Source organism: Cryobacterium sp. HLT2-28 (genome assembly GCF_004402495.1).
Taxonomy (GTDB): domain Bacteria; phylum Actinomycetota; class Actinomycetes; order Actinomycetales; family Microbacteriaceae; genus Cryobacterium; species Cryobacterium mannosilyticum.
This window is the reverse complement of record NZ_SOFH01000018.1, coordinates 258,474-276,894: the sequence shown is the minus strand read 5'-3', so window position 1 is coordinate 276,894 and position 18,421 is coordinate 258,474. Positions and strand designations below refer to the sequence as shown.

14 protein-coding genes are annotated in these 18,421 nt (G+C 68.9%); 2 read left to right on the top strand and 12 right to left on the bottom strand.

Features of this window, described 5'->3' with window-relative positions:
- Nucleotides 1–57: 57 nt before the first annotated feature.
- The 9 genes from E3O48_RS08925 to E3O48_RS08885 form a co-directional block, all read right to left on the bottom strand.
- On the bottom strand, nucleotides 58–2,241 hold the full coding sequence (locus E3O48_RS08925; RefSeq protein WP_241982463.1) for an ABC transporter ATP-binding protein: 2,184 nt from the start codon (nucleotides 2,239–2,241) through the stop codon (nucleotides 58–60).
- Nucleotides 2,234–3,184: an ABC transporter permease gene (locus tag E3O48_RS08920; RefSeq protein WP_134510608.1), complete on the bottom strand. Its 951-nt coding sequence runs from the start codon at nucleotides 3,182–3,184 to the stop codon at nucleotides 2,234–2,236. Before E3O48_RS08920 ends, E3O48_RS08925 begins: the two co-directional genes overlap by 8 nt.
- 1 nt (nucleotide 3,185) lies before the next feature.
- Complete coding sequence (locus tag E3O48_RS08915; RefSeq protein ID WP_134510607.1) at nucleotides 3,186–4,169, bottom strand: ABC transporter permease; 984 nt, start codon at nucleotides 4,167–4,169, stop codon at nucleotides 3,186–3,188.
- Between the two features lie 258 nt (nucleotides 4,170–4,427).
- The gene (locus E3O48_RS08910) at nucleotides 4,428–5,066 is read right to left on the bottom strand and encodes a PH domain-containing protein (protein WP_134538134.1); all 639 of its coding nucleotides are present in this window, start codon (nucleotides 5,064–5,066) and stop codon (nucleotides 4,428–4,430) included.
- A 62-nt stretch (nucleotides 5,067–5,128) separates the two neighbouring features.
- Entirely contained in the window at nucleotides 5,129–6,874 is a 1,746-nt protein-coding gene (locus E3O48_RS08905) for an ABC transporter ATP-binding protein (protein ID WP_134538133.1), read from the bottom strand.
- The gene (locus E3O48_RS08900) at nucleotides 6,871–7,857 is read right to left on the bottom strand and encodes an ABC transporter permease (RefSeq protein ID WP_134538132.1); all 987 of its coding nucleotides are present in this window, start codon (nucleotides 7,855–7,857) and stop codon (nucleotides 6,871–6,873) included. The genes E3O48_RS08905 and E3O48_RS08900 overlap by 4 nt, the downstream gene beginning before the upstream one ends.
- The gene (locus E3O48_RS08895) at nucleotides 7,847–8,776 is read right to left on the bottom strand and encodes an ABC transporter permease (RefSeq protein ID WP_134510603.1); all 930 of its coding nucleotides are present in this window, start codon (nucleotides 8,774–8,776) and stop codon (nucleotides 7,847–7,849) included. Before E3O48_RS08895 ends, E3O48_RS08900 begins: the two co-directional genes overlap by 11 nt.
- A gap of 198 nt (nucleotides 8,777–8,974) precedes the next feature.
- The gene (locus E3O48_RS08890; RefSeq protein WP_134538131.1) at nucleotides 8,975–10,588 is read right to left on the bottom strand and encodes an ABC transporter substrate-binding protein; all 1,614 of its coding nucleotides are present in this window, start codon (nucleotides 10,586–10,588) and stop codon (nucleotides 8,975–8,977) included.
- 97 nt (nucleotides 10,589–10,685) lie between these two features.
- Nucleotides 10,686–12,302, bottom strand: a complete 1,617-nt coding sequence (locus E3O48_RS08885; RefSeq protein ID WP_134538130.1) for an ABC transporter substrate-binding protein — start codon at nucleotides 12,300–12,302, stop codon at nucleotides 10,686–10,688.
- Nucleotides 12,303–12,528: 226 nt separating this feature from the next.
- On the opposite strand from E3O48_RS08885, the gene E3O48_RS08880 reads away from it, so the two are divergent.
- Together E3O48_RS08880 and E3O48_RS08875 are read left to right on the top strand one after the other, a co-directional pair.
- Nucleotides 12,529–12,921 carry a thiol-disulfide oxidoreductase DCC family protein gene (locus E3O48_RS08880; protein ID WP_134538129.1) on the top strand — a complete coding sequence of 131 codons (393 nt, stop codon included), beginning with the start codon at nucleotides 12,529–12,531 and terminating at the stop codon, nucleotides 12,919–12,921.
- Nucleotides 12,922–12,947: 26 nt separating this feature from the next.
- The gene (locus tag E3O48_RS08875) at nucleotides 12,948–13,736 is read left to right on the top strand and encodes a CPBP family intramembrane glutamic endopeptidase (protein WP_174774781.1); all 789 of its coding nucleotides are present in this window, start codon (nucleotides 12,948–12,950) and stop codon (nucleotides 13,734–13,736) included.
- A 98-nt stretch (nucleotides 13,737–13,834) separates the two neighbouring features.
- Here the strand turns inward: E3O48_RS08875 and gcvP are convergent, their stop codons facing one another.
- The 3 genes from gcvP to gcvT are packed head-to-tail and all read right to left on the bottom strand — an operon-like array spanning nucleotide 13,835 to nucleotide 18,340.
- Nucleotides 13,835–16,729, bottom strand: a complete 2,895-nt coding sequence (gene gcvP, locus E3O48_RS08870) for an aminomethyl-transferring glycine dehydrogenase (RefSeq protein ID WP_134538128.1) — start codon at nucleotides 16,727–16,729, stop codon at nucleotides 13,835–13,837.
- Nucleotides 16,730–16,757: 28 nt separating this feature from the next.
- Nucleotides 16,758–17,129 carry a glycine cleavage system protein GcvH gene (gene gcvH / locus E3O48_RS08865; RefSeq protein WP_134538127.1) on the bottom strand — a complete coding sequence of 124 codons (372 nt, stop codon included), beginning with the start codon at nucleotides 17,127–17,129 and terminating at the stop codon, nucleotides 16,758–16,760.
- A 26-nt stretch (nucleotides 17,130–17,155) separates the two neighbouring features.
- Complete coding sequence (gene gcvT / locus E3O48_RS08860; RefSeq protein WP_134538126.1) at nucleotides 17,156–18,340, bottom strand: glycine cleavage system aminomethyltransferase GcvT; 1,185 nt, start codon at nucleotides 18,338–18,340, stop codon at nucleotides 17,156–17,158.
- Nucleotides 18,341–18,421 lie beyond the last annotated feature (81 nt).

Sequence of the window (18,421 nt, the reverse complement as noted above, 5' to 3'; positions counted from 1 at the left end):
TTCTCTTGGTGGGTACTTTTCCTGGTGCGGAAGGTAGGTCTGGTGGGGGCCGGCGGCTCACGGAGCGAGCTCGTCCTCGCGGCCGGCGAGGGAGGCCGAGATGGCCAGGTCGTTCCGCTCCACGTGGTGGCAAGCGGTCTCGACCTGGCCGTGCGCCCGGAGCACGGGGTCCACGGTTTCGCAGAGCGCCTTGTCCGTGTCGGCGAGCAGGCTGTACAGCGGGCAACGGCTGCGGAAGTTGCAACCGTCGATCTGCTCGGTCGGGCTGGGCAGGTCACCCTCGAGCAGCACTCGCTTTCGGCTGCGTTCGATCACCGGGTCGGGGATCGGCGCCGCGGAGATCAGCGCCTGGGTGTACGGATGCCGTGGCCGGGCGAAGACCTCCGCCACCGGCCCGTATTCGACGATCCGGCCGAGGTACATGACGGCGACCGTGTCGGCGATCTGCCGCACGATTGCGAGGTCGTGCGCCACGAACAGGTAGGAGAGGTTGAGCTTCTCCTTGAGGTCCTCGAGCAGGTTGATCACCCCGGCCTGGATCGACACGTCCAGGGCCGACACCGGTTCGTCGAGGACGACGAGCCTCGGATTGGTGGCCAGGGCGCGGGCGATGCCGATCCGCTGGCGCTGGCCGCCGGAGAATTCGTGCGGGTAGCGGTCGGCCATCTGCGGGTCGAGCCCGACCAGGTCGAGCAGTTCGGCGACGCGGCCCTGCCGGGCGTCCGGCTTCACCCCGTGCACGGTCAGCGGTTCGCCGATGATGTCGCCGATCGGCAGCCGCGGGTCGAGGGCGGCCATCGGGTCCTGGAAGACGATCTGCACGTCTCTGCGCAGCCGGAGCAGTTCGGCCCGGCCGAGGCCCGCTACGTCCTTGCCGTCGATCAGGATCCGGCCGGCCTGAGGCCTGGTCATCTCCAGGACCTCGAGGATGGTGGTGGATTTGCCGCACCCGGATTCGCCGACCAGCCCGAGGGTCTGCCCGGCCTGGATCGAAAAAGACACCCCGTCGACGGCGCGCACGGTGCCGATCTGCCGGGAGAACACCCCGCCCTTGGTGAGCGGGAAGTGGCGGACAAGGCCGGTGACGCGCAGCACGGGCTCGGCGTCGGCGCGGGCCTCGCTGTGCTGCACGGCGAGCGGGGCCGGGCGAGGGAAGACGTCGGCGCGGGTGAGCAGGCCGCTCGCGATCTCGTCCGAGCGGTGGCAGGCGGCGACGTGTTCGGCCGCGAGTTCGGCCGCGAGTTCGTCCGAGAGCGTGAGACCGTGCACGAGCAGACCCGGCTCGGTCTCCCGGCAGACGTCGATGGCGATCGGGCAGCGGGCGGCGAACGGGCAGCCGCGGGGCAGCGCGGTCAGCGACGGCGGCCGGCCCTCGAGCGGCACCAGCCGCTCCGTCCCGGCGGTCTGCATGTTCGGGACCGAACGGAGCAGGCCGATCGTGTACGGCATGTGCGGCGCCGCGAAGACCTCGGTGGTGGTGCCGTTCTCCACCAGCTTGCCCGCGTACATCACGGCGATCCGGTCGGCGTGACCGGCGACGACGCCGAGGTCGTGGGTGATCAGCACCACTGCGGCGCCGGTGAGCTCCTTGGCCTTTTCGAGCACCTCGAGGATCTGCGCCTGGATCGTCACGTCGAGGGCCGTCGTCGGCTCATCGGCGATGATCAGCTGCGGGTCGTTGGCGATCGCCATGGCGATCATGGCCCGCTGGCGCATCCCGCCGGAGAACTCATGCGGGAAGGCCTTCGCCCGGCGTTCCGGCGCGGGGATGCCGACCACCTTGAGCAGTTCGACGGCCCTGGCCTGCGCCGCCCGTTTGCCCAGCGCCGAGTCGTGCAGCAGCAGTGCCTCCGCGATCTGATCGCCGACCGTGTAGACCGGGGTGAGGGCGGAGAGCGGGTCCTGGAAGATCATCGAGATCTCGCGGCCGCGGATGCCGGACAGCTGGCGGTCGTTCAGGTCGAGCAGTGAGCGGCCGCCGAAGCGGATGCTGCCGGTGACCCGGGCGGAGCTCGGCAGCAGGCCCATCAGCGCCAGCGACGACACCGACTTGCCCGAGCCGGACTCGCCGACGATGCCCAGGAACTCGCCCTTGTGCACCTGGTAGCTGATGCCGCGCACCGCGTTGACGTCGGGTCCGCCGCGCTGAGGGAAGGTGACCGACAGGTCGGTGACCTCCAGCAGCGGCGCCCCGGCCCGGGCCGGCGTCGACGCCCCCTGAATGCTCACAAGATCAGTCACGGTTGACTCCCGAGGTCGGGTCGACGGCGTCGCGCAGGGCGTCCCCGATCAGGCTGACGGCGAACAGGGTGAGGATGAGCACCCCGGCCGGGAACACGAACAGCCACGGCCGGGTCACGGCCGCGCTGGTGCCCTCGGCCAGCAGGGTGCCGAGGGAGACATCCGGGGCGCGGATGCCGAAGCCGAAGTAGCTGAGGCCGGTCTCGGCGAGGATCGACGCCACCACCCCGAGGGTCGCGTCGATGATCAGGAGGGAGGCGATGTTGGGGATGATGTGCCGGCCGAGGATGGTGGGCATCGGCACGCCCATGTAGCGGGCGGCCTTGACGAAGTCGCGGTCCCGCAGCGACCTGGTCTGGGACCTCACCACCTGGGCCATGATCATCCAGCTGAACCCGGCGATGAAGATGGTCAGGAACACCCAGGACAGCCCCTTGAACAGCGGGCTGAGGATGACGAGCAGAATGAACGACGGCAGCACTAGCAGCAGGTTGATGCACCAGACCAGCACCCGGTCGACGACGCCGCCCAGGTAGCCGGCGACCGAGCCGACGACGGCCGCGATCAGAGTGCCGAGCGGGCCGGCGATCAGACCGATCACGATGGACTTCTGAAGCCCGACCAGGGTTTGCGCGTACAGGTCCTGGCCGATGTTGTTGGTGCCGAACCAGTGCAGCTGGGTCGGGCCGAGACCCATGTTGAGCGGGTCGCGGCCGGTCGCGTCGTAGGGATAGAGCAGCGGGCCGAGGATGGCCCAGAGCAGGATGACCGCGATGGCGATCGCCCCTGCCCAGAACCGTGAGGTCTGGGTGAGCCGGCGCCAGATCAGGCGGCCGCGGGAGAGCGGTTTGGCCGAGCGGATGACGTCGGGTGTGGCCGGGCCGGGCGCCGGGGTGGCGACGGGGGTGCCGCCGGCGGCGTTGGTTTCTTCCAGCAGGGACATGTCAGTTCCTCACCCTCGGGTCGAGTGCGGCGTAGAGGACCTCGGAGAGGGTCGAGGAGAACAGCACGAGCACCGCCAGGAACAGGGTCGACCCGGCGACGGCGTTGATGTCGCTCTGGGTGATCGCGTTGAGGGTGAACTCCCCCATCCCGTGGAAGGAGAACACGATCTCCAGCATGATCGACCCGGAGACGAGGGTGCCGAAGCTGTAGGCGAAGAAGGTGGACATCGGGATCAGGGCGACCCGCACGCCGTGGCGCACGAGGGCGGCGTTGCGAGAGCGGCCCTTCGCCCTGGCCGTGCGGATGTAGTCGGCCGAGAGCACGTCGAGCATGACGCTGCGCTGGTAGCGCGAGTACCCGGCCGCGCCGATCAGCACGAGCGCGACGGTCGGGAGCAGGAGGTGCACCGCACGGTCGGCGGTGAGATCCCACCAGGAGCCGCTGAGGCCGGCCGAGTATTCCCCGGTGAAGTTGATCAGCTGCATCCCGGCCGCCCCGTTCAGCGCGGTCGCGCCGATCATCAGCAGCACGCCGATCACGAAGGTGGGGGTGGCGAAGACGAGGTAGGAACCGTAGGTGACGACCTGGTCGCTGAACTTGTATTGGCGCACGGCACCCCAGACGCCCAGGGTCACACCGACGATGGCGCCGATCACGGAACCGATCAGGAGCAGCCGCAGGCTCACCCCAGACCGGGAGACGATCTGGTCGACGACCGAGGTGCCGCCGACCGTGTTGCCGAGCGAGCCGTGCACGACGAGGTTGACGATCCAGTTCCAGAGCCGCTCGAGCACCGGCACGTCGGGGTTCACGCCCAGGCCGTTGAGGATGTTCGTGATCGTCTGCTGGGACGGCTGCGGGTTGCGCCCGTAGTACTTGGAGGCCGGGTCGAGCGCGAGGCTGGCGACGACGTAGGCGAGGCAGGTCGCGATCGCCGAGAGGATGAAGTAGTTGACGAAACGCCTGAAGATGTAGAAGGCCATGCCGGCTGCCTACAGGACCGCTGGTCCAGACCGAGGGCGCGAATGCCGCGCACTGCACCGGAAGGCAATCCTCAAACGGGTTGAAACCACGATTTTCTCCTTCGGTCTTCTTCGTGGGAAGAACACAGGTGCAGGCCGACGCAACGTTGCGTACCCGAGAGCCTAGGCCAGAGTGAGGGAACTGCGCGCCACCACCCGGTGGGTCGCAGCATTCGCGAAAAGACGATAATTCTTCGAATTTCCTGCAGGCGGTGACGGTCAGAGAAGGCGCGACCCGGCGGCCGCGAGCTGGGCAGCCACGACCAGGGCAAGGGCCAGGCCGGCGCCGATCGGAACGGTGTCCCAGCGCCGGAGGACGGCTCCGGACGGGCCGACCGGTCGACCGGTCCGCGCCAGCCGGGAGTCGACGAGCGCCTGCACCGGGGAGCCGGGTGTCCGGCCGTCCGGGGCCAGGGCACGGCTGTACGCCCGTCCCGGCCGCGCCGGCCGGGCCGCCGTCGGCGCACCCCAGCAGCGCAGCCGCTCCCCCGACACCAGGACCACGACCGTCTGGAACCGGGTCGTCACCTCGTCGACCTGGTCCCAGGGCACCACGGTGGTGCGGAGGATGTTGACCACGGTGAGCCCGTCGTCGCCCACCCGGAGGCACGGCCGCAGGTACACCAGCCAGGCCGCCCAGAGCACCAGGACCGCCGCGGGTGATCCCGCGGCGACGACGTCCCAGCGCTGCCGGGCACCGGCATCGCCGAGCAGCACGGCGCAGGCGACGACGACCGCGGCGAAGACCAGGCCGGACGAGTTCGCGCGGAACGTGATCGTGCGGGACGTGGTCGTGCGGGACGTGGTCGTGCGGGACGTGGTCGTGCGGGACGTGGACGCGGGTGAGCCGGTCGCCATCCGTCCTCCCCCGGCGGGTCGGCGGGAGGACGGGCGACCGGCCTCCCGCACGGCAGGCTGTCCTAGACGCCGAGCTTCAGGTTCGCACCGGGGATCGCGTTGAGCAGTTCCCTGGTGTAGTCCTGCTGCGGGTTGTTGAAGACCTTGTCGACGGTCGAGGATTCCACGATCTTGCCGCGCTGCATGACGCAGACGTGGTCGGCGATGACGCGGACGACGGCGAGGTCGTGGGTGATGAACAGGTAGGTCAACCCGAGTTCGGCCTGCAGGTCGGCGAGCAACCGCAGGATCTGGGCCTGAACCAGCACGTCGAGCGCCGACACCGCCTCGTCGAGGATCACGATCTCCGGCTTGAGCGCGAGCGCCCGGGCGATCGCGACGCGCTGGCGCTGACCGCCGGACAGTTCGTTCGGGTACCGGGTCGCCAGTGCGGAGGGCAGCGCCACCTGGTCGAGCAGTTCGTCCACCCTGGCCCGGCGTGACGCCCGGTCGCCAACCCGGTGCACCTGCAACGGCTCAGCGATCGTGTTGCCGATGTTGCGCAGCGGGTCGAGGGAACCGTACGGGTCCTGGAAGACCGGCTGCATGGTGCGCCGGAGGTCCAGCAGGGTCCGGCCGCGGAGCGCCGCGGTGTCAGTGCCGCCGATCGCGATCGTGCCACTGGAGGCATCCTCGAGCCGGAGCAGGAGCTTCGCGACGGTGGACTTGCCCGATCCGGACTCGCCGACGAGCGCCATGGTGGTGCCACGCTCGACCGTGAAGGAGACGTCGTCGACGGCCTTGAAATCCCGGGCGTCCCGCTTCGCGCCGCGGATCCTGTAGATCTTGGTCAGGGCGTCGACCTTGATCGCCGGCCCGCCGGCGCTCGTGGTGGCGGCCTGCTTGCCGGCACGCGCCTCGGCGGCCTCGACCAGGTCGAGGCCCTCGGCGGCGCGCGGGGCGCTGTAGCCGAGGTCGGTCAGGTTCCGGTTGGAGGACTGGATTCGCCGGGAGGCGAGGCTCGGCGCCGCGGCGACGAGGCGCTGCGTGTACGGGTGGATCGGGTTCTCGAGGATCTCCCGCGACGGCCCGGACTCGACGACCTTGCCCTTGTACATCACGACGAGCTGCTCGGCCCGTTCGGCGGCGAGGCCCAGGTCGTGGGTGATGAAGAGCACGGCGGTGCCGATTTCCCGGGTCAGGGTGGCGAGGTGGTCGAGGATGACGCGCTGCACCGTGACGTCGAGGGCCGAGGTCGGCTCGTCGGCGATCAGCAGCTTGGGCCGGGAGGAGAGGCCCATCCCGATCAGGACGCGCTGGCGCATGCCACCGGAGAACTGGTGCGGGAACTGGCGCAGCCGCTTGTCGGCATCCGCCAGCCCGGCCTCCTTGAGCACCCGGATGGCGTGCTGCTTGACCTCTTTGCCGGTGGCGATGCCGTTGGCCCGGATGGCCTCTTCGACCTGGAAGCCGATGCTCCAGACCGGGTTGAGGTTGGCCATCGGGTCCTGGGGCACGAAGCCGATCATCCGCCCGCGCACCTCTTCGAGCTGCTTCTCGTTGAGTCGGGTGAGGTCGCGGCCTTCGAAGAGCACCTCGCCGCCCGTGATCCGGCCGGAGCCGGGGAGCAGGTTGATGATCGCGTGCGCGGTCGTGGACTTGCCGGAACCGCTCTCGCCGACGATGGCGAGGGTCTGGCCGGGCATCAGGGTGATGTCGATGCCGTTGACGGCGGGGACGAGGCCGTTCTGGGTCTGGAAGCCGACCTGGAGGTTCTTGATCTCGAGGAGCGGCTTCACCGCTGCGTTGGGGGAAAGTGGCTCGCTCATCGAAGCGCCCTCGCCTTCGGGTCGAGTGCGTCGCGTACGACCTCGCCGAGCGAGATGAACGCGAACACGGTAACGGAGAGAGCGATGGACGGCAGGATCAGCGTCTGCGGGGCGGTGCGCAGGTCGTTCTGGGCCTGGTTGATGTCGTTGCCCCAGCTCATGATGTTGCTGCCCAGGCCGACGCCGAGGAACGACAGGCTGGCCTCGGCGACGATGGCGCCGGCCAGGGAGATGGTCGTGATCACGATCACGGGGGCGATCGAGTTCGGCAGCACGTGCTTGAGCAGGATCTTGAACCGGGACAGGCCGAGCGCAGTGGACGCCATGACGAAGTCCGCGTTCTTCACCCGGAGGATCTCCGATCTCAGCACCCGGGCCGTCGACGGCCAGGCGAAGATACCGATCGCGAGCGAAATGCTCCACACGCTCCGGTACTGGGACAGTACCGACATGATGACGACCGCGGCGAGGATGTACGGGATGGAGAAGAAGATGTCGCCCAGGCGGGACAGCACGGCGTCGACCCATCCGCCGTAGAAACCGGCGAAGGCACCGAACAGGATGCCGAGCGTCGACGTCAGCACGATCACGATGAAACCGACCGACAGCGACGTCGACGTCCCGTGCACGATCCGCGAGTAGATGTCGCAACCCTGCTTGGTGAAGCCGAGCGGGTGACCGTCGGCCGGCCCGCCGTTGCTGTTGCCGAGGATGCAGTTGTTGTTCGGCGGCGTCTGGGTGAACAGGCCGGGGAACAGCGCCACCAGCGCGACGACGAGGATCAGGGCCGCGGAGATCCAGAACATCGGCCGGCGACGCACGTCCTGCCAGGCGTCGATCCAGAGGTTGCTGCGCTTCTCGGCCACCTTGACGGCGTCGACGCTGACCAGCGGCGTCTCATCGAGGGGGGCTACGTAGTGGGTGCTGGAGCGTCCGCCGACGGGGGTGCCGGCGGTGGGCCCGCCGGTGGGGTTACTTGACATAGCGAATCCTTGGGTCGAGCAGACCGTAGAACAGGTCCACCAGGATGTTGACAACGAGGTAGATCAGGACCATCACGGTGACGAAGGAGACCACGGTGGGTCCCTCGCCGCGGATGATGGCCTGGTACAGGGTGTTTCCGACGCCGGGGACGTTGAAGATGCCCTCCGTGATCGTGGCGCCGACGAGGAGCACGCCGAAGTCCGTGGCCAGGTAGGTGACCACCGGGATGAGCGAGTTGCGCAGGATGTGCACGGGGATGACCCGGCGGCTGCTGAGCCCCTTGCTGTAGGCGGTGCGCACGAAGTCGAGCCCGGAGGTCTCGATCACCGACGCCCGGGTGAGGCGCACGATCTGGGCGAAGCTCACGCTCGCGAGCACGAGGGCCGGCAGGATCAGGTCCTGCAGGGGGGCGCCGCTGCTCACCGTGGTGCGCGCCCAGCCGAGCCAGACGCCGAACACGTACTGGCCGACGAACGCGATCACGAAGATCGGCAACGAGATCAGGATCAGGCTGACGGCGAGCGAGCTCGCGTCGAACAGCTTGCCCTTGCGGAGGCCGGAGACGAGCCCGACCAGGATGCCGAAGAACGTCTCGAACAGCAGGGCCAGGATGGCCAGCCGGGCCGTGACGGGGAAGGTGCGGGCCAGGATCGCGGTGACGGGCTCACCGGAGAAGGACAGTCCGAAGTCCCCGCGGAAGATGCCGCCGAGGTAGATCAGGTACTGCACGATGAACGGCTGGTCCAGGTGGTACTGGGCCCGCAGCTGGGCCACGACGGCCGGGTTCGGGGTCTTGTCGCCGAAGAGGGCGACGATCGGGTCACCCGGCATGGCGAAGACCATGAAGTAGATCAGGAAGGTCGTGCCCAGGAACACCGGGATCGCCTGAAGGATTCGTCTGAAGATGTATCCGGTCACGAGGCGCCTATGCCTTGCGGATCAGTGTAATTGGTCATACGGGCTGAGGAACCTATCTGTGATCGAGCGACCGGAGTTTTTACAGGTTACCTGCAAGGCGGCACACTCCGAGCCGAGCCCGGGTGCAGCGTTTTTTCGTGTCGGTCATGGCGCGGGGGCGGTGAGTCGGCCATCGCCCCCGCGCGCGTTTAGTTCAGACTAGCCCTTGGTGATCTCGGTGAAGAGCGGAACCGAGTCCCAGCCGAAGACCACGCCGTGCACATCGGGCCCGACACCGCCCGTGACATTGGCATACCAGAGCGGGATCGCGGGCAGGTCCTGCAGCAGGATCTCCTGCGCCTTCTGGAAGTCGCTGTTCGCCGCGGTCAGGTCGGCCTCGGCGGAACCACGCGCGAGCAGGGCGTCGAATTCGGGGTTCGAGTACTCCCCGTCGTTGGATCCGGCCTTGGTCGCATACGACGGCTGGAGGAAGTTGTACAGGCTCGGGTAGTCGGCCTGCCAGCCCGACCGGAACGCGGTCTGGATGCTCCGGTCGGCGATCGCGGTGCGGGCCTGGGCGAACGTCGGCGTCGGTGCGCCGGAGGCGTCGATCCCGAGGGTGTTCTTGATGCTGTTCGACGCGGCGTCGACCCAGCCCTGGTGGCCGCCGTCGGCGTTGTACGCGATCTGGAAGCTGCCGGTCCACGGCGAGATGGCGTCGGCTTCAGCCCAGAGCTTCTTCGCCTGCTTGGCGTTGAACGTGAGCACGTCCGCGCCCGTGAGGGTGTCGGACCAGCCGTCGAGCACGGGCGAGGTGAAGTCGGATGCCGGGGTGCGGGTGCCGGAGAAGATGATCTTGGTGATCTCCTCCCGGTTGATCGCCATCGAGAGCGCCCGGCGACGCAGGGTGCCTTCCTCGCCGGAGAAGTGCGGCAACCGGGCCGGGATCGTCACGGCCTGCAGGATCGCGGCCGGCTGGTTGACGACCCGGTCGCCCAGGTCGCTCTCGTACGTGCCGTAGGCGCTGTCCGGGATCGAGTCGAGCACGTCGAGGTTGTTCGCGAGCAGGTCGGAGTAGGCCGCGCCCTCGTTGGCGTAGAAGGTGATCGACAGGCCGCCGTTCTTCGGCTTCCGTCCGCCGTCGTAGGAGGGGTTGACGACGAGGTCGATCTTCTCGTTGTGCTTCCAGGCCTTGGGGCCGTCGAGCATGTACGGCCCGTTGCCGATCGGGCTCTCCCCGAACGCGGCCATATCCGCGAACGCGGATGCCGGGAGCGGGTAGAACGCCGCGAAGCCGAGGCGCTGCGGGAAATCGGCCAGAGGGGCGGTCAGGGCGACCGTGAAGGTGGTGTCGTCGACGACCGTGAGGCCGGTCAGCGGGCTGTCCGTCTCGACAGAGTAGCCGGCGATGTCCGAGAAGAAGGAGCTGCCCAGCTGGCCGTTGCTGAGCAGCGCGCCGTACTGCCACGCGTCGACGAAGCTGTTCGACGTGAGCGCCTGGCCGTCGCTGAAGGCGAGTCCCGGCTTGATCTTGATGGTGTACGTCGTGTTGTCGTCGGTCGTGATCGCCTCGGCGACGTCGTTCACGGTCGCCCCCGTGGCGTCGTAATAGACCAATCCCGCGAAGATCGAGTTCACGATCTTGCCGCCGCCGGTCTCGGTCGTCGTCGTCGGGATCAACGGGTTCTGGGGCTCCGACCCGTTCGTCGAGATGATCGCGTCCGCGTTCGCCTTCGACGCCGGTGCGGCGCCCCCTCCGGCGCAGCCGGAGAGCGTGAGAGCTCCGATGGCGGCGAGCGTAATGGCGGTGACGCCTAGTTTGGTGATATTCACTTTTTCCTCCTGTGCCGGGCGAACGCACACTGCGCGCCGGGCATGAAGAAAGGGCGATGACAGTGCGTCATCGCCCTTTCCTCGTGCTCAGTTCAGACTAGCCCTTGGTGATCTCGTTGTAGATCGGGACCGAGTTCCAGCCGAACTTCACGTTCTGAACGCTCGTGCCGTAACCGCCGGTCACGTTGGCGTACCAGAGCGGGATCGCCGGGAGGTCCTGGAGCAGGATCTCCTGCGCGGCCTGGAAGTCCTTGTTCGCGGCCGCCAGGTCGCTCTCGGTGGAGCCCTTCTTCAGCAGTGCGTCGAACTTGGGGTTCGAGTAGTCGCCGTCGTTGGACGAGGCCTTGGTCGCATAGATCGGGCCGAGGAAGTTGAACAGGCCCGGGTAGTCGGCCTGCCATCCGGTGCGGAACGCGGTCTGGATGGTGCGGTCCGTGATCAGCGTGCGGGCTTCCTTGAACGTCGGGTACGGCGCGCCGGACGCGTCGATGCCGAGGGTGTTCTTGATGCTGTTCATCGCCGCGTCAACCCAGCCCTGGTGGCCGCCGTCCGCGTTGTAGGCGATCTGGAAGGAGCCGGTCCACGGGGAGATCGCGTCGGCTTCGGCCCAGAGCTTCTTCGCCTGCTTGGCGTTGAACTCAAGCACATCCGCGCCCTTGAGCTTGTCGGACCAGCCGTCGATCACCGGTGAGGTGAAGTCGGAGGCCGGGGTGCGGGTGCCGGAGAAGATGATCTTGGTGATCTCGTCACGGTTGATCGCCATCGAGATGGCCGCACGACGCAGCGTGCCCTCTTCGCCGTCGAAGTGCGCCAATCGGGCCGGGATGGTGAAGGACTGGAACACGGCGGACGGCTGGTTCACGGCGCGGTCGCCGAGGTCCTTCTCATAGGTGCCGTAGGCGCTGTCCGGGATGGCGTCGAGCACGTCGAGGTTGTTCGCGAGCAGGTCGGAATAGGCGGCACCCTGGTTGGCGTAGAAGATGATGGACAGGCCGCCGTTCTTGGCCTTGCGTCCACCGTCGTAGGCCGGGTTGACGACGAGGTCGATCTTCTCGTTGTGCTTCCAGGCACCCTTGGCGGCCAGCATGTACGGGCCGTTGCCGATCGGGTTCTCGCCGAAGGCTGCAATGTCCTTGAACGCGGCGGCCGGGAGCGGGTAGAACGCCGAATAGCCCAGGCGCAGCGGGAAGTCGGACAGGGCGTCGGTCAGGGTGACCGTGAAGGTGGTGTCGTCGACGACCTTCAGGCCGGTGAGGGGGCTGTCCTCGTCGTAGCTGAACCCTTCGATGTTCTCGAAGAAGTAGCTCCCGAGCTGCGCGTTGCTCAGCAGCGCGCCGTACTGCCAGGCGTCGACGAAGCTCGACGACGTGACGGGCTCGTCGTTGGTGAACTTCAGGCCGGACTTGATCTTGATCGTGAAGGTCTTGTTGTCGTCCGACTTGATCGAGTCGGCGGCGTCATTGATCGGCGCTCCCTTGGCGTCGTAGTAGACGAGCCCGGCGAAGACCGCGTCGACGATCTTTCCGCCGCCCACCTCGTTGATGTTGGTCGGGACCAACGGGTTCTGCGGCTCTGACCCGTTTGTCGTGATGATCGCTTTTGCGTTGCTCGACGCCGTCGGCGTGGCAGCTCCGCCGCCGGCGCAGCCGGACAGCGTGAGGGCCCCCACCGCGGCCAGGGCGATGGCTGCGATACCCAGTCTGTTGATCTTCAATTTTCCTCCTGTGCAATGTGAGCGCGCGGCTGACTTGCGGCCAGGCTTACGCGCCAGATGAATTCGACCTTAGGTACCCGTCCTGCGCTCCGCATACTGAAACGCAATAACGTTACCGATGCGAAACACAACGCGCACGATTGTTTCGTCTTCCGGTGCTTTTGCGCCGGATTCTGCGCCCCGGCGGGGAATCCGCGACAGGACGATGCGATGCGATGATTGCTCCATGGACAGTCACACCACGGCGCGGCCGCCGCTGCTCATCTTCGACGGCGACTGCGCGTTCTGCACGAGCTCGGTCGGCTGGCTCGGACGCATCCTCCCGGCCATGCCGGCCGCGGCGCCGTACCAGTGGACGGACCTGGCTGCGTTCGCGCTGACCACCGCGGATGCCCGGTCGCGGGTCTGGCTCGTCGACGGCGGCCGGCAGTACGGCGGCGCCGCCGCGGTCGCCGCGCTGCTCCGCCACCAGCCGTCACCCGGCTGGCGGATGCTCGGCTGGCTGGGCACGGTTCCGCCCTGGTCCTGGGCGGCCGGCATCGGTTACCGGCTGGTGGCCCGGTTCCGGCACCGGCTTCCGGGCGGCACGCCCGCCTGCCGGATGCGGCCCGCCGAGTGAACCCGGGCCGTCTGGACTCGGGTCACCTGGACCCGGGCCGCCGGGACAGCGACCGCCAGGGCCGCGCCGGCCGGTACTGGGAGGTGGCGATCGTCCTCGGGCTCTCGCTCGGGGCATCCGCCGTCTATTCGATCGTGGCGATCATCGGCCGGCTGACCGACCCGACCCCGCTGGCCAAGCAGACGGCCACCATCAACGGGTCGCAGTCGCCGCGGGAGTGGCTCGACTTCAGCTACCAGTTCCTCGACCTGTTCTTCCAGTTGTTCGGCGTCGCCCTGGTGCTCTTCCTGCTCTGGCAGCCCGGGCGCAGCGTCTTCCGCCGGCTGGGCTTCGACCTGACCGAGAAACGGCGGGACCTGCTCCGCGGCGCCGGCCTTGTGCTCGCCATCGGCGTTCCCGGCCTGGCCCTCTACCTGGCCGGGCGGATGCTGGGGATCACCGTCGCGGTCGTGCCCCAGCCGATCGACACGTTCTGGTGGACGATCCCGATCCTGGTCTTCTCCGCCCTGCGGGCCGGGCTGACCGAGGAACTCATCGCCGTCGGCTACCTCTTCACCCGGCTGCGGGAGCTCGGCTGGTCGACCTGGACGATCATCGGGTCGACGGCGCTGCTCCGCGGCAGCTACCACCTCTACCAGGGCATCGGCCCGTTCGTCGGCAACGCGGTGATGGGCGTCGTGTTCGGCTGGTGCTACACGCGGTGGGGGCGCACGATGCCGCTGGTGATCGCGCACGCGATCCTGGACATCCTCTCCTTCGTCGGCTACCCGCTCGCCGTCGCCTGGTGGCCGGCGCTCCTCGCCCCCGCCGCCTGATCCCCACACGTCCAGGCCACCCCGCCGAACTGTGAGTAGTGTCCCGGTTTTCGGGGGGCAAAGGGTGTTCTGCTCACAGTTCGGCGAAGGTGACCCGGCTACTCGAAGGCCTCCGGCGGCGGGCAGGCGCAGACGAGGTGGCGGTCGCCGTAGGCGTTGTCGATCCGGCGCACGGGCGGCCAGTACTTGCCGCGGATGAGGCTGCGCACCGGGTAGACCGCCGTCTCCCGGTCGTAGGCGTGGGTCCACTCGCCCTCGATCACGGACTGCGCCGTGTGCGGCGCATTGTGCAGCGGGTTGTCGTCCGCAGGCCAGATCCCGGCGGCCACGGCATCCGCTTCGGCCTTGATCGCGATCATGGCCTCGACGAACCGGTCGATCTCGCCGAGGTCCTCGCTCTCGGTCGGTTCGATCATCAGGGTGCCGGAGACCGGGAAGCTCATGGTCGGCGCGTGGAACCCGTAGTCGACGAGGCGCTTGGCCACGTCGTCGACGCTGACCCCGGTCGCCTCGGTGAGCGGTCGCAGGTCGAGGATGCACTCGTGCGCGACCAGGCCGTTGTCGCCGGCGTAAAGCACCGGGTAGTGCGCCTCGAGCCGCTTCGCCACGTAGTTGGCGGCCAGCACCGCGGCGCCGGTGGCCTCGCGGAGGCCCTCGGCCCCCATCATCCGCACGTAGGCCCACGAGATCGGCAGGATGCTCGGGCTCCCGTACGGCGCGGCCGAGACCGGGCCGCCGCCGTGCACCACGGTGTCGCCGCCGTCGCCGTGCAGGTAGTGTTCGTCGCTCTGGGCCAGCGGGTGCCCGGGCAGGAACGGGGCCAGGTGCGCCTTCGCCGCGACCGGGCCGACGCCGGGCCCGCCGCCGCCGTGCGGGATGCAGAAGGTCTTGTGCAGGTTGAGGTGCGAGACGTCGCCGCCGAAGTCGCCGTAACGGGCGAAACCGAGCAGGGCGTTGAGGTTGGCCCCGTCGACGTAGACCTGCCCGCCGGCGTCGTGCACGGCCCGGCAGATGGTGCCGACCTCGTGCTCGTAGACGCCGTGGGTGGACGGGTAGGTGATCATCAGCGCGGCGAGGCTGTCGGCGTGTTCGGCGATCTTCGCCTTGAGGTCGACGAGGTCGACGTTGCCGAGCTCGTCGCAGGCGACGACGACGACCCGCATCCCGGCGAGCACCGCGGAGGCGGCGTTCGTGCCGTGCGCGCTGGACGGGATAAGGCAGACGGTGCGGTCGGCGTCGCCGTTGGCGTGGTGGTAGCCGCGGATCGCGAGCAGACCGGCGAGTTCGCCCTGGCTGCCCGCGTTGGGCTGCAGCGACACGGTGTCATAGCCGGTGACGTCGGTCAGCCAGGTTTCGAGCTGGCGGATGAGTTCGAGGTAGCCCAGGGCGTCGCCCTGCGGCGCGAACGGGTGCAGGCCGCCGAATTCGGGCCAGCTGACGGCCTCCATCTCGGTCGCCGCGTTCAGCTTCATGGTGCAGGAGCCGAGCGGGATCATCCCGCGGTCGAGTGCGTAGTCGAAGTCGGCGAGGCGCTTGAGGTAGCGCATCATGCTCGTCTCGGAGCGGTGCGTGTTGAAGACGGGGTGGCCGAGGTAGCCGCTGGTGCGGGCGAGCTCTCCCGGCAGCCCGGCGACGGGGGCGCCGAATTCGACGTGGCCGAACGCGTCCAGGCCGCCGAATGCGGCGAGAACGGCGGTGAGGTCCCGGTCGGTGGTGGTCTCGTCGACCGCGATGCCGACCAGGTCGGAGTCGACCTGGTGCAGGTTGACGCCGGCACCGGCCGCCCGGGCGACGATCTCGGCGGCCCGGGACGGGACCGACACCTGGATGGTGTCGAAGAAGGTGTCCCCGACGACGTCGACGCCGGCGGCCCGGAGCGCGGCGACGAGCCGGCCCGCGGTCTCGTGCACCTCGGTCGCGATCTTCTTCAGGCCGTCAGGACCGTGGTAGACCGCGTACATCCCGGCCATCACGGCGAGCAGCACCTGGGCGGTGCAGATGTTCGAGGTGGCCTTGTCCCGGCGGATGTGCTGCTCACGCACCTGCAACGACAGCCGGTAGGCCGGGTGGCCGGCCGCGTCGACGCTGACGCCGACGAGGCGGCCGGGCAGCTGCCGTTCGAGGCCCTTGCGCACGGCCATGTAGCCGGCGTGCGGTCCGCCGAAGCCCATCGGAACGCCGAAGCGCTGGCTGGTGCCGACTGCGACGTCCGCGCCGAGCTCGCCGGGTGAGGAGAGGAGGGTGAGTGCGAGCAGGTCGGCGGCGACGACGGCGAGGGCCCCCTGCGACTGCGCAGCGGCGATCACCGCGGCGGGGTTCCAGACCCGGCCGGATGCGGCGGGGTACTGCACGAAGATGCCGAAGTGGTCGCCGAGCTCGGCGGCCGTGGTGTCGGCCCGCAGGTCGGTCACCACGAGCTCGATGCCGAGGGCCGCGGCACGGCTGGCGAGCAGTGCGTGGGTCTGCGGCAGGGCGTCCGCGTCGACGATGAACCGGTGGGAGGCGGACTTCGACGCGCGGCGGGTGAGGAGCATGCCCTCGACCACGGCGGTGGCCTCGTCGAGCATGGACGCGTTGGCCGTGGCCAGCCCGGTGAGGTCGGCGACCATGGTCTGGAAGTTGATCAGGGCCTCGAGCCGGCCCTGGGAGATCTCCGGCTGGTAGGGCGTGTAGGCCGTGTACCAGCTCGGGTTCTCGAACACGTTGCGCTTGATCACGGCGGGCGTGATCGTGTCGTAATAGCCGAGGCCGATCATCGAGCGCTTCACGGTGTTGCGGCCGGCCAGGGCGCGGAGTTCCTCGATGGCCTCCCGCTCGGTCGCGGCGGGCGGCAGGGCGCTGTCGCCCGCCGTGCGGAACCGGTCGACGTGGATGGTCTCGGGGACCGCCGCGTTGACGAGGTCGCCGACCGAGTCGTAGCCGAGGGTGGCGAGCATGCGGGACTGCGCGTCGGCATCCGTGCCGATGTGACGCTGGGTGAAGGGCTGTGACATGTGTGGGGTGACCTGGCTTCGCTGGGGACTACTCGCCGACGAGGGCGGAGTATTCGGAGTAGCTGAGGAGGGTGGGCAGCTCGGTGAAGCTCACCTTGAGCAGCCAGCCGGCCCCGAACGGGTCGCTGTTGACCAGCTCGGGGCTGTCGACGACGGCGTCGTTGGTTTCGACGACGGTGCCGTCGACGGGGGCGAAGAGCTCGCCGACCGACTTGGTCGACTCGATCTCGCCGACGACGGTGCCCGCGGCGACGCTGCTGCCGACGGCCGGCAGTTCGACGAAGACGACGTCACCGAGCTTGTCTGCGGCGTAGGCGGTGATGCCGACGAGGGCGGTGTCGCCGTCGACCTGCACCCACTCGTGCTCGGCGGTGTACTGGAGTTCAGTCTTGTCTGCCATGGGGTTTCCTCTCGGGGGGGGGTGGACTATTTCTGGCGCTTGTAGAAGGGCAGCGGGGTGACCGTGGCGGGGATGCGGGTTCCGCGCACGTCGACGAAGACCTCCGTGCCCGGCCGGGCGAGCGACGGGGCGACGTAGGCCATGGCGATCGGATGCCCCAGTGTCGGCGACAGAGCCCCGCTCGTGATCACTCCCTCGGCGACGGGCGCGTCGGCGCTGCGGAAGACCGGGTAGTCGGCTCGGCCGGCGCGCTTGCCGGCGGCGACGAGGCCGACCAGCACCGCCGCGTCGGCGGGGGGGCCCTCCTCGCTGGCCGCGCGGCCGATGAAGTCGGTTCCCTTGGCCAGGTTGACGACGCGGCCGAGCCCGGCCTGGGCCGGGTAGCCGGTCACGGAGAGTTCGTGGCCGTAGAGCGGCATCCCCGCCTCGAGGCGGAGGGTGTCCCGGCTGGCGAGGCCGGCCGGCACGAGGCCGAACGGCTCCCCGGCGGCGCGGAGCGCGTCCCAGAGGGCGAGGGCGGCGGGCACGTCGATGTAGAGCTCGAAGCCGTCCTCACCGGTGTAGCCGGTGCGGGCGATGAGCACGTCGCTGTCCTGGAAGGTGCCGCCGAGAGCCCGGTAATACTTCAGCTCGGAAAGGTCGCCGTCGACGGTGAGTCCGGCGGTGGCCTCGAGGATGGCGCGGGAGACCGGCCCCTGCACGGCGACCAGGGCGACGTCGTCACTCTGGTCGGTGACGGTGACATCGAACCGGGCGGCCCGGTCCGACAGCGCCTCGAAGGCCGGGAACCGGTTGCCGGCGTTGGCGACGACGAGGTAGTCCTCAGCGTTGGTGCGGTAGACGACGATGTCGTCGATGATGCCGCCGGCGGCGTTGAGGATGAGACTGTACTTGGCCTGGAGCAGGTCGATCGCGGAGAGCTTGCCGGCGAGGGCGTAGTCGAGGAACGCCCCGGCATCCGGTCCGGACACGGTGATCTCGGCCATGTGTGAGAGGTCGAAGATGCCCGCTTTGGTGCGCACGGCGTGGTGCTCGGCGAGATCACTCGAGTAGCGCACCGGCATCTGCCAGCCGGCGAAGTCGGTGAAGCTGGCGCCGGCGTCGACGTGCGCCTGGTGCAGCGGCGAGAACCGTTCGTCGCTTGCCGGGACGGTGTTTGACGGGGCGTCGGTCGGCTGGTCCGAGGGGTGGGCGGCGGTGTCCGGGGTCATGAGTTCTCCAGGTTGTCGTCGGCCGGGGCCGAGCGAGAATCTCCGGGGCGCGATCGAGCCCCTGGGAACTCCCCCTCTGTC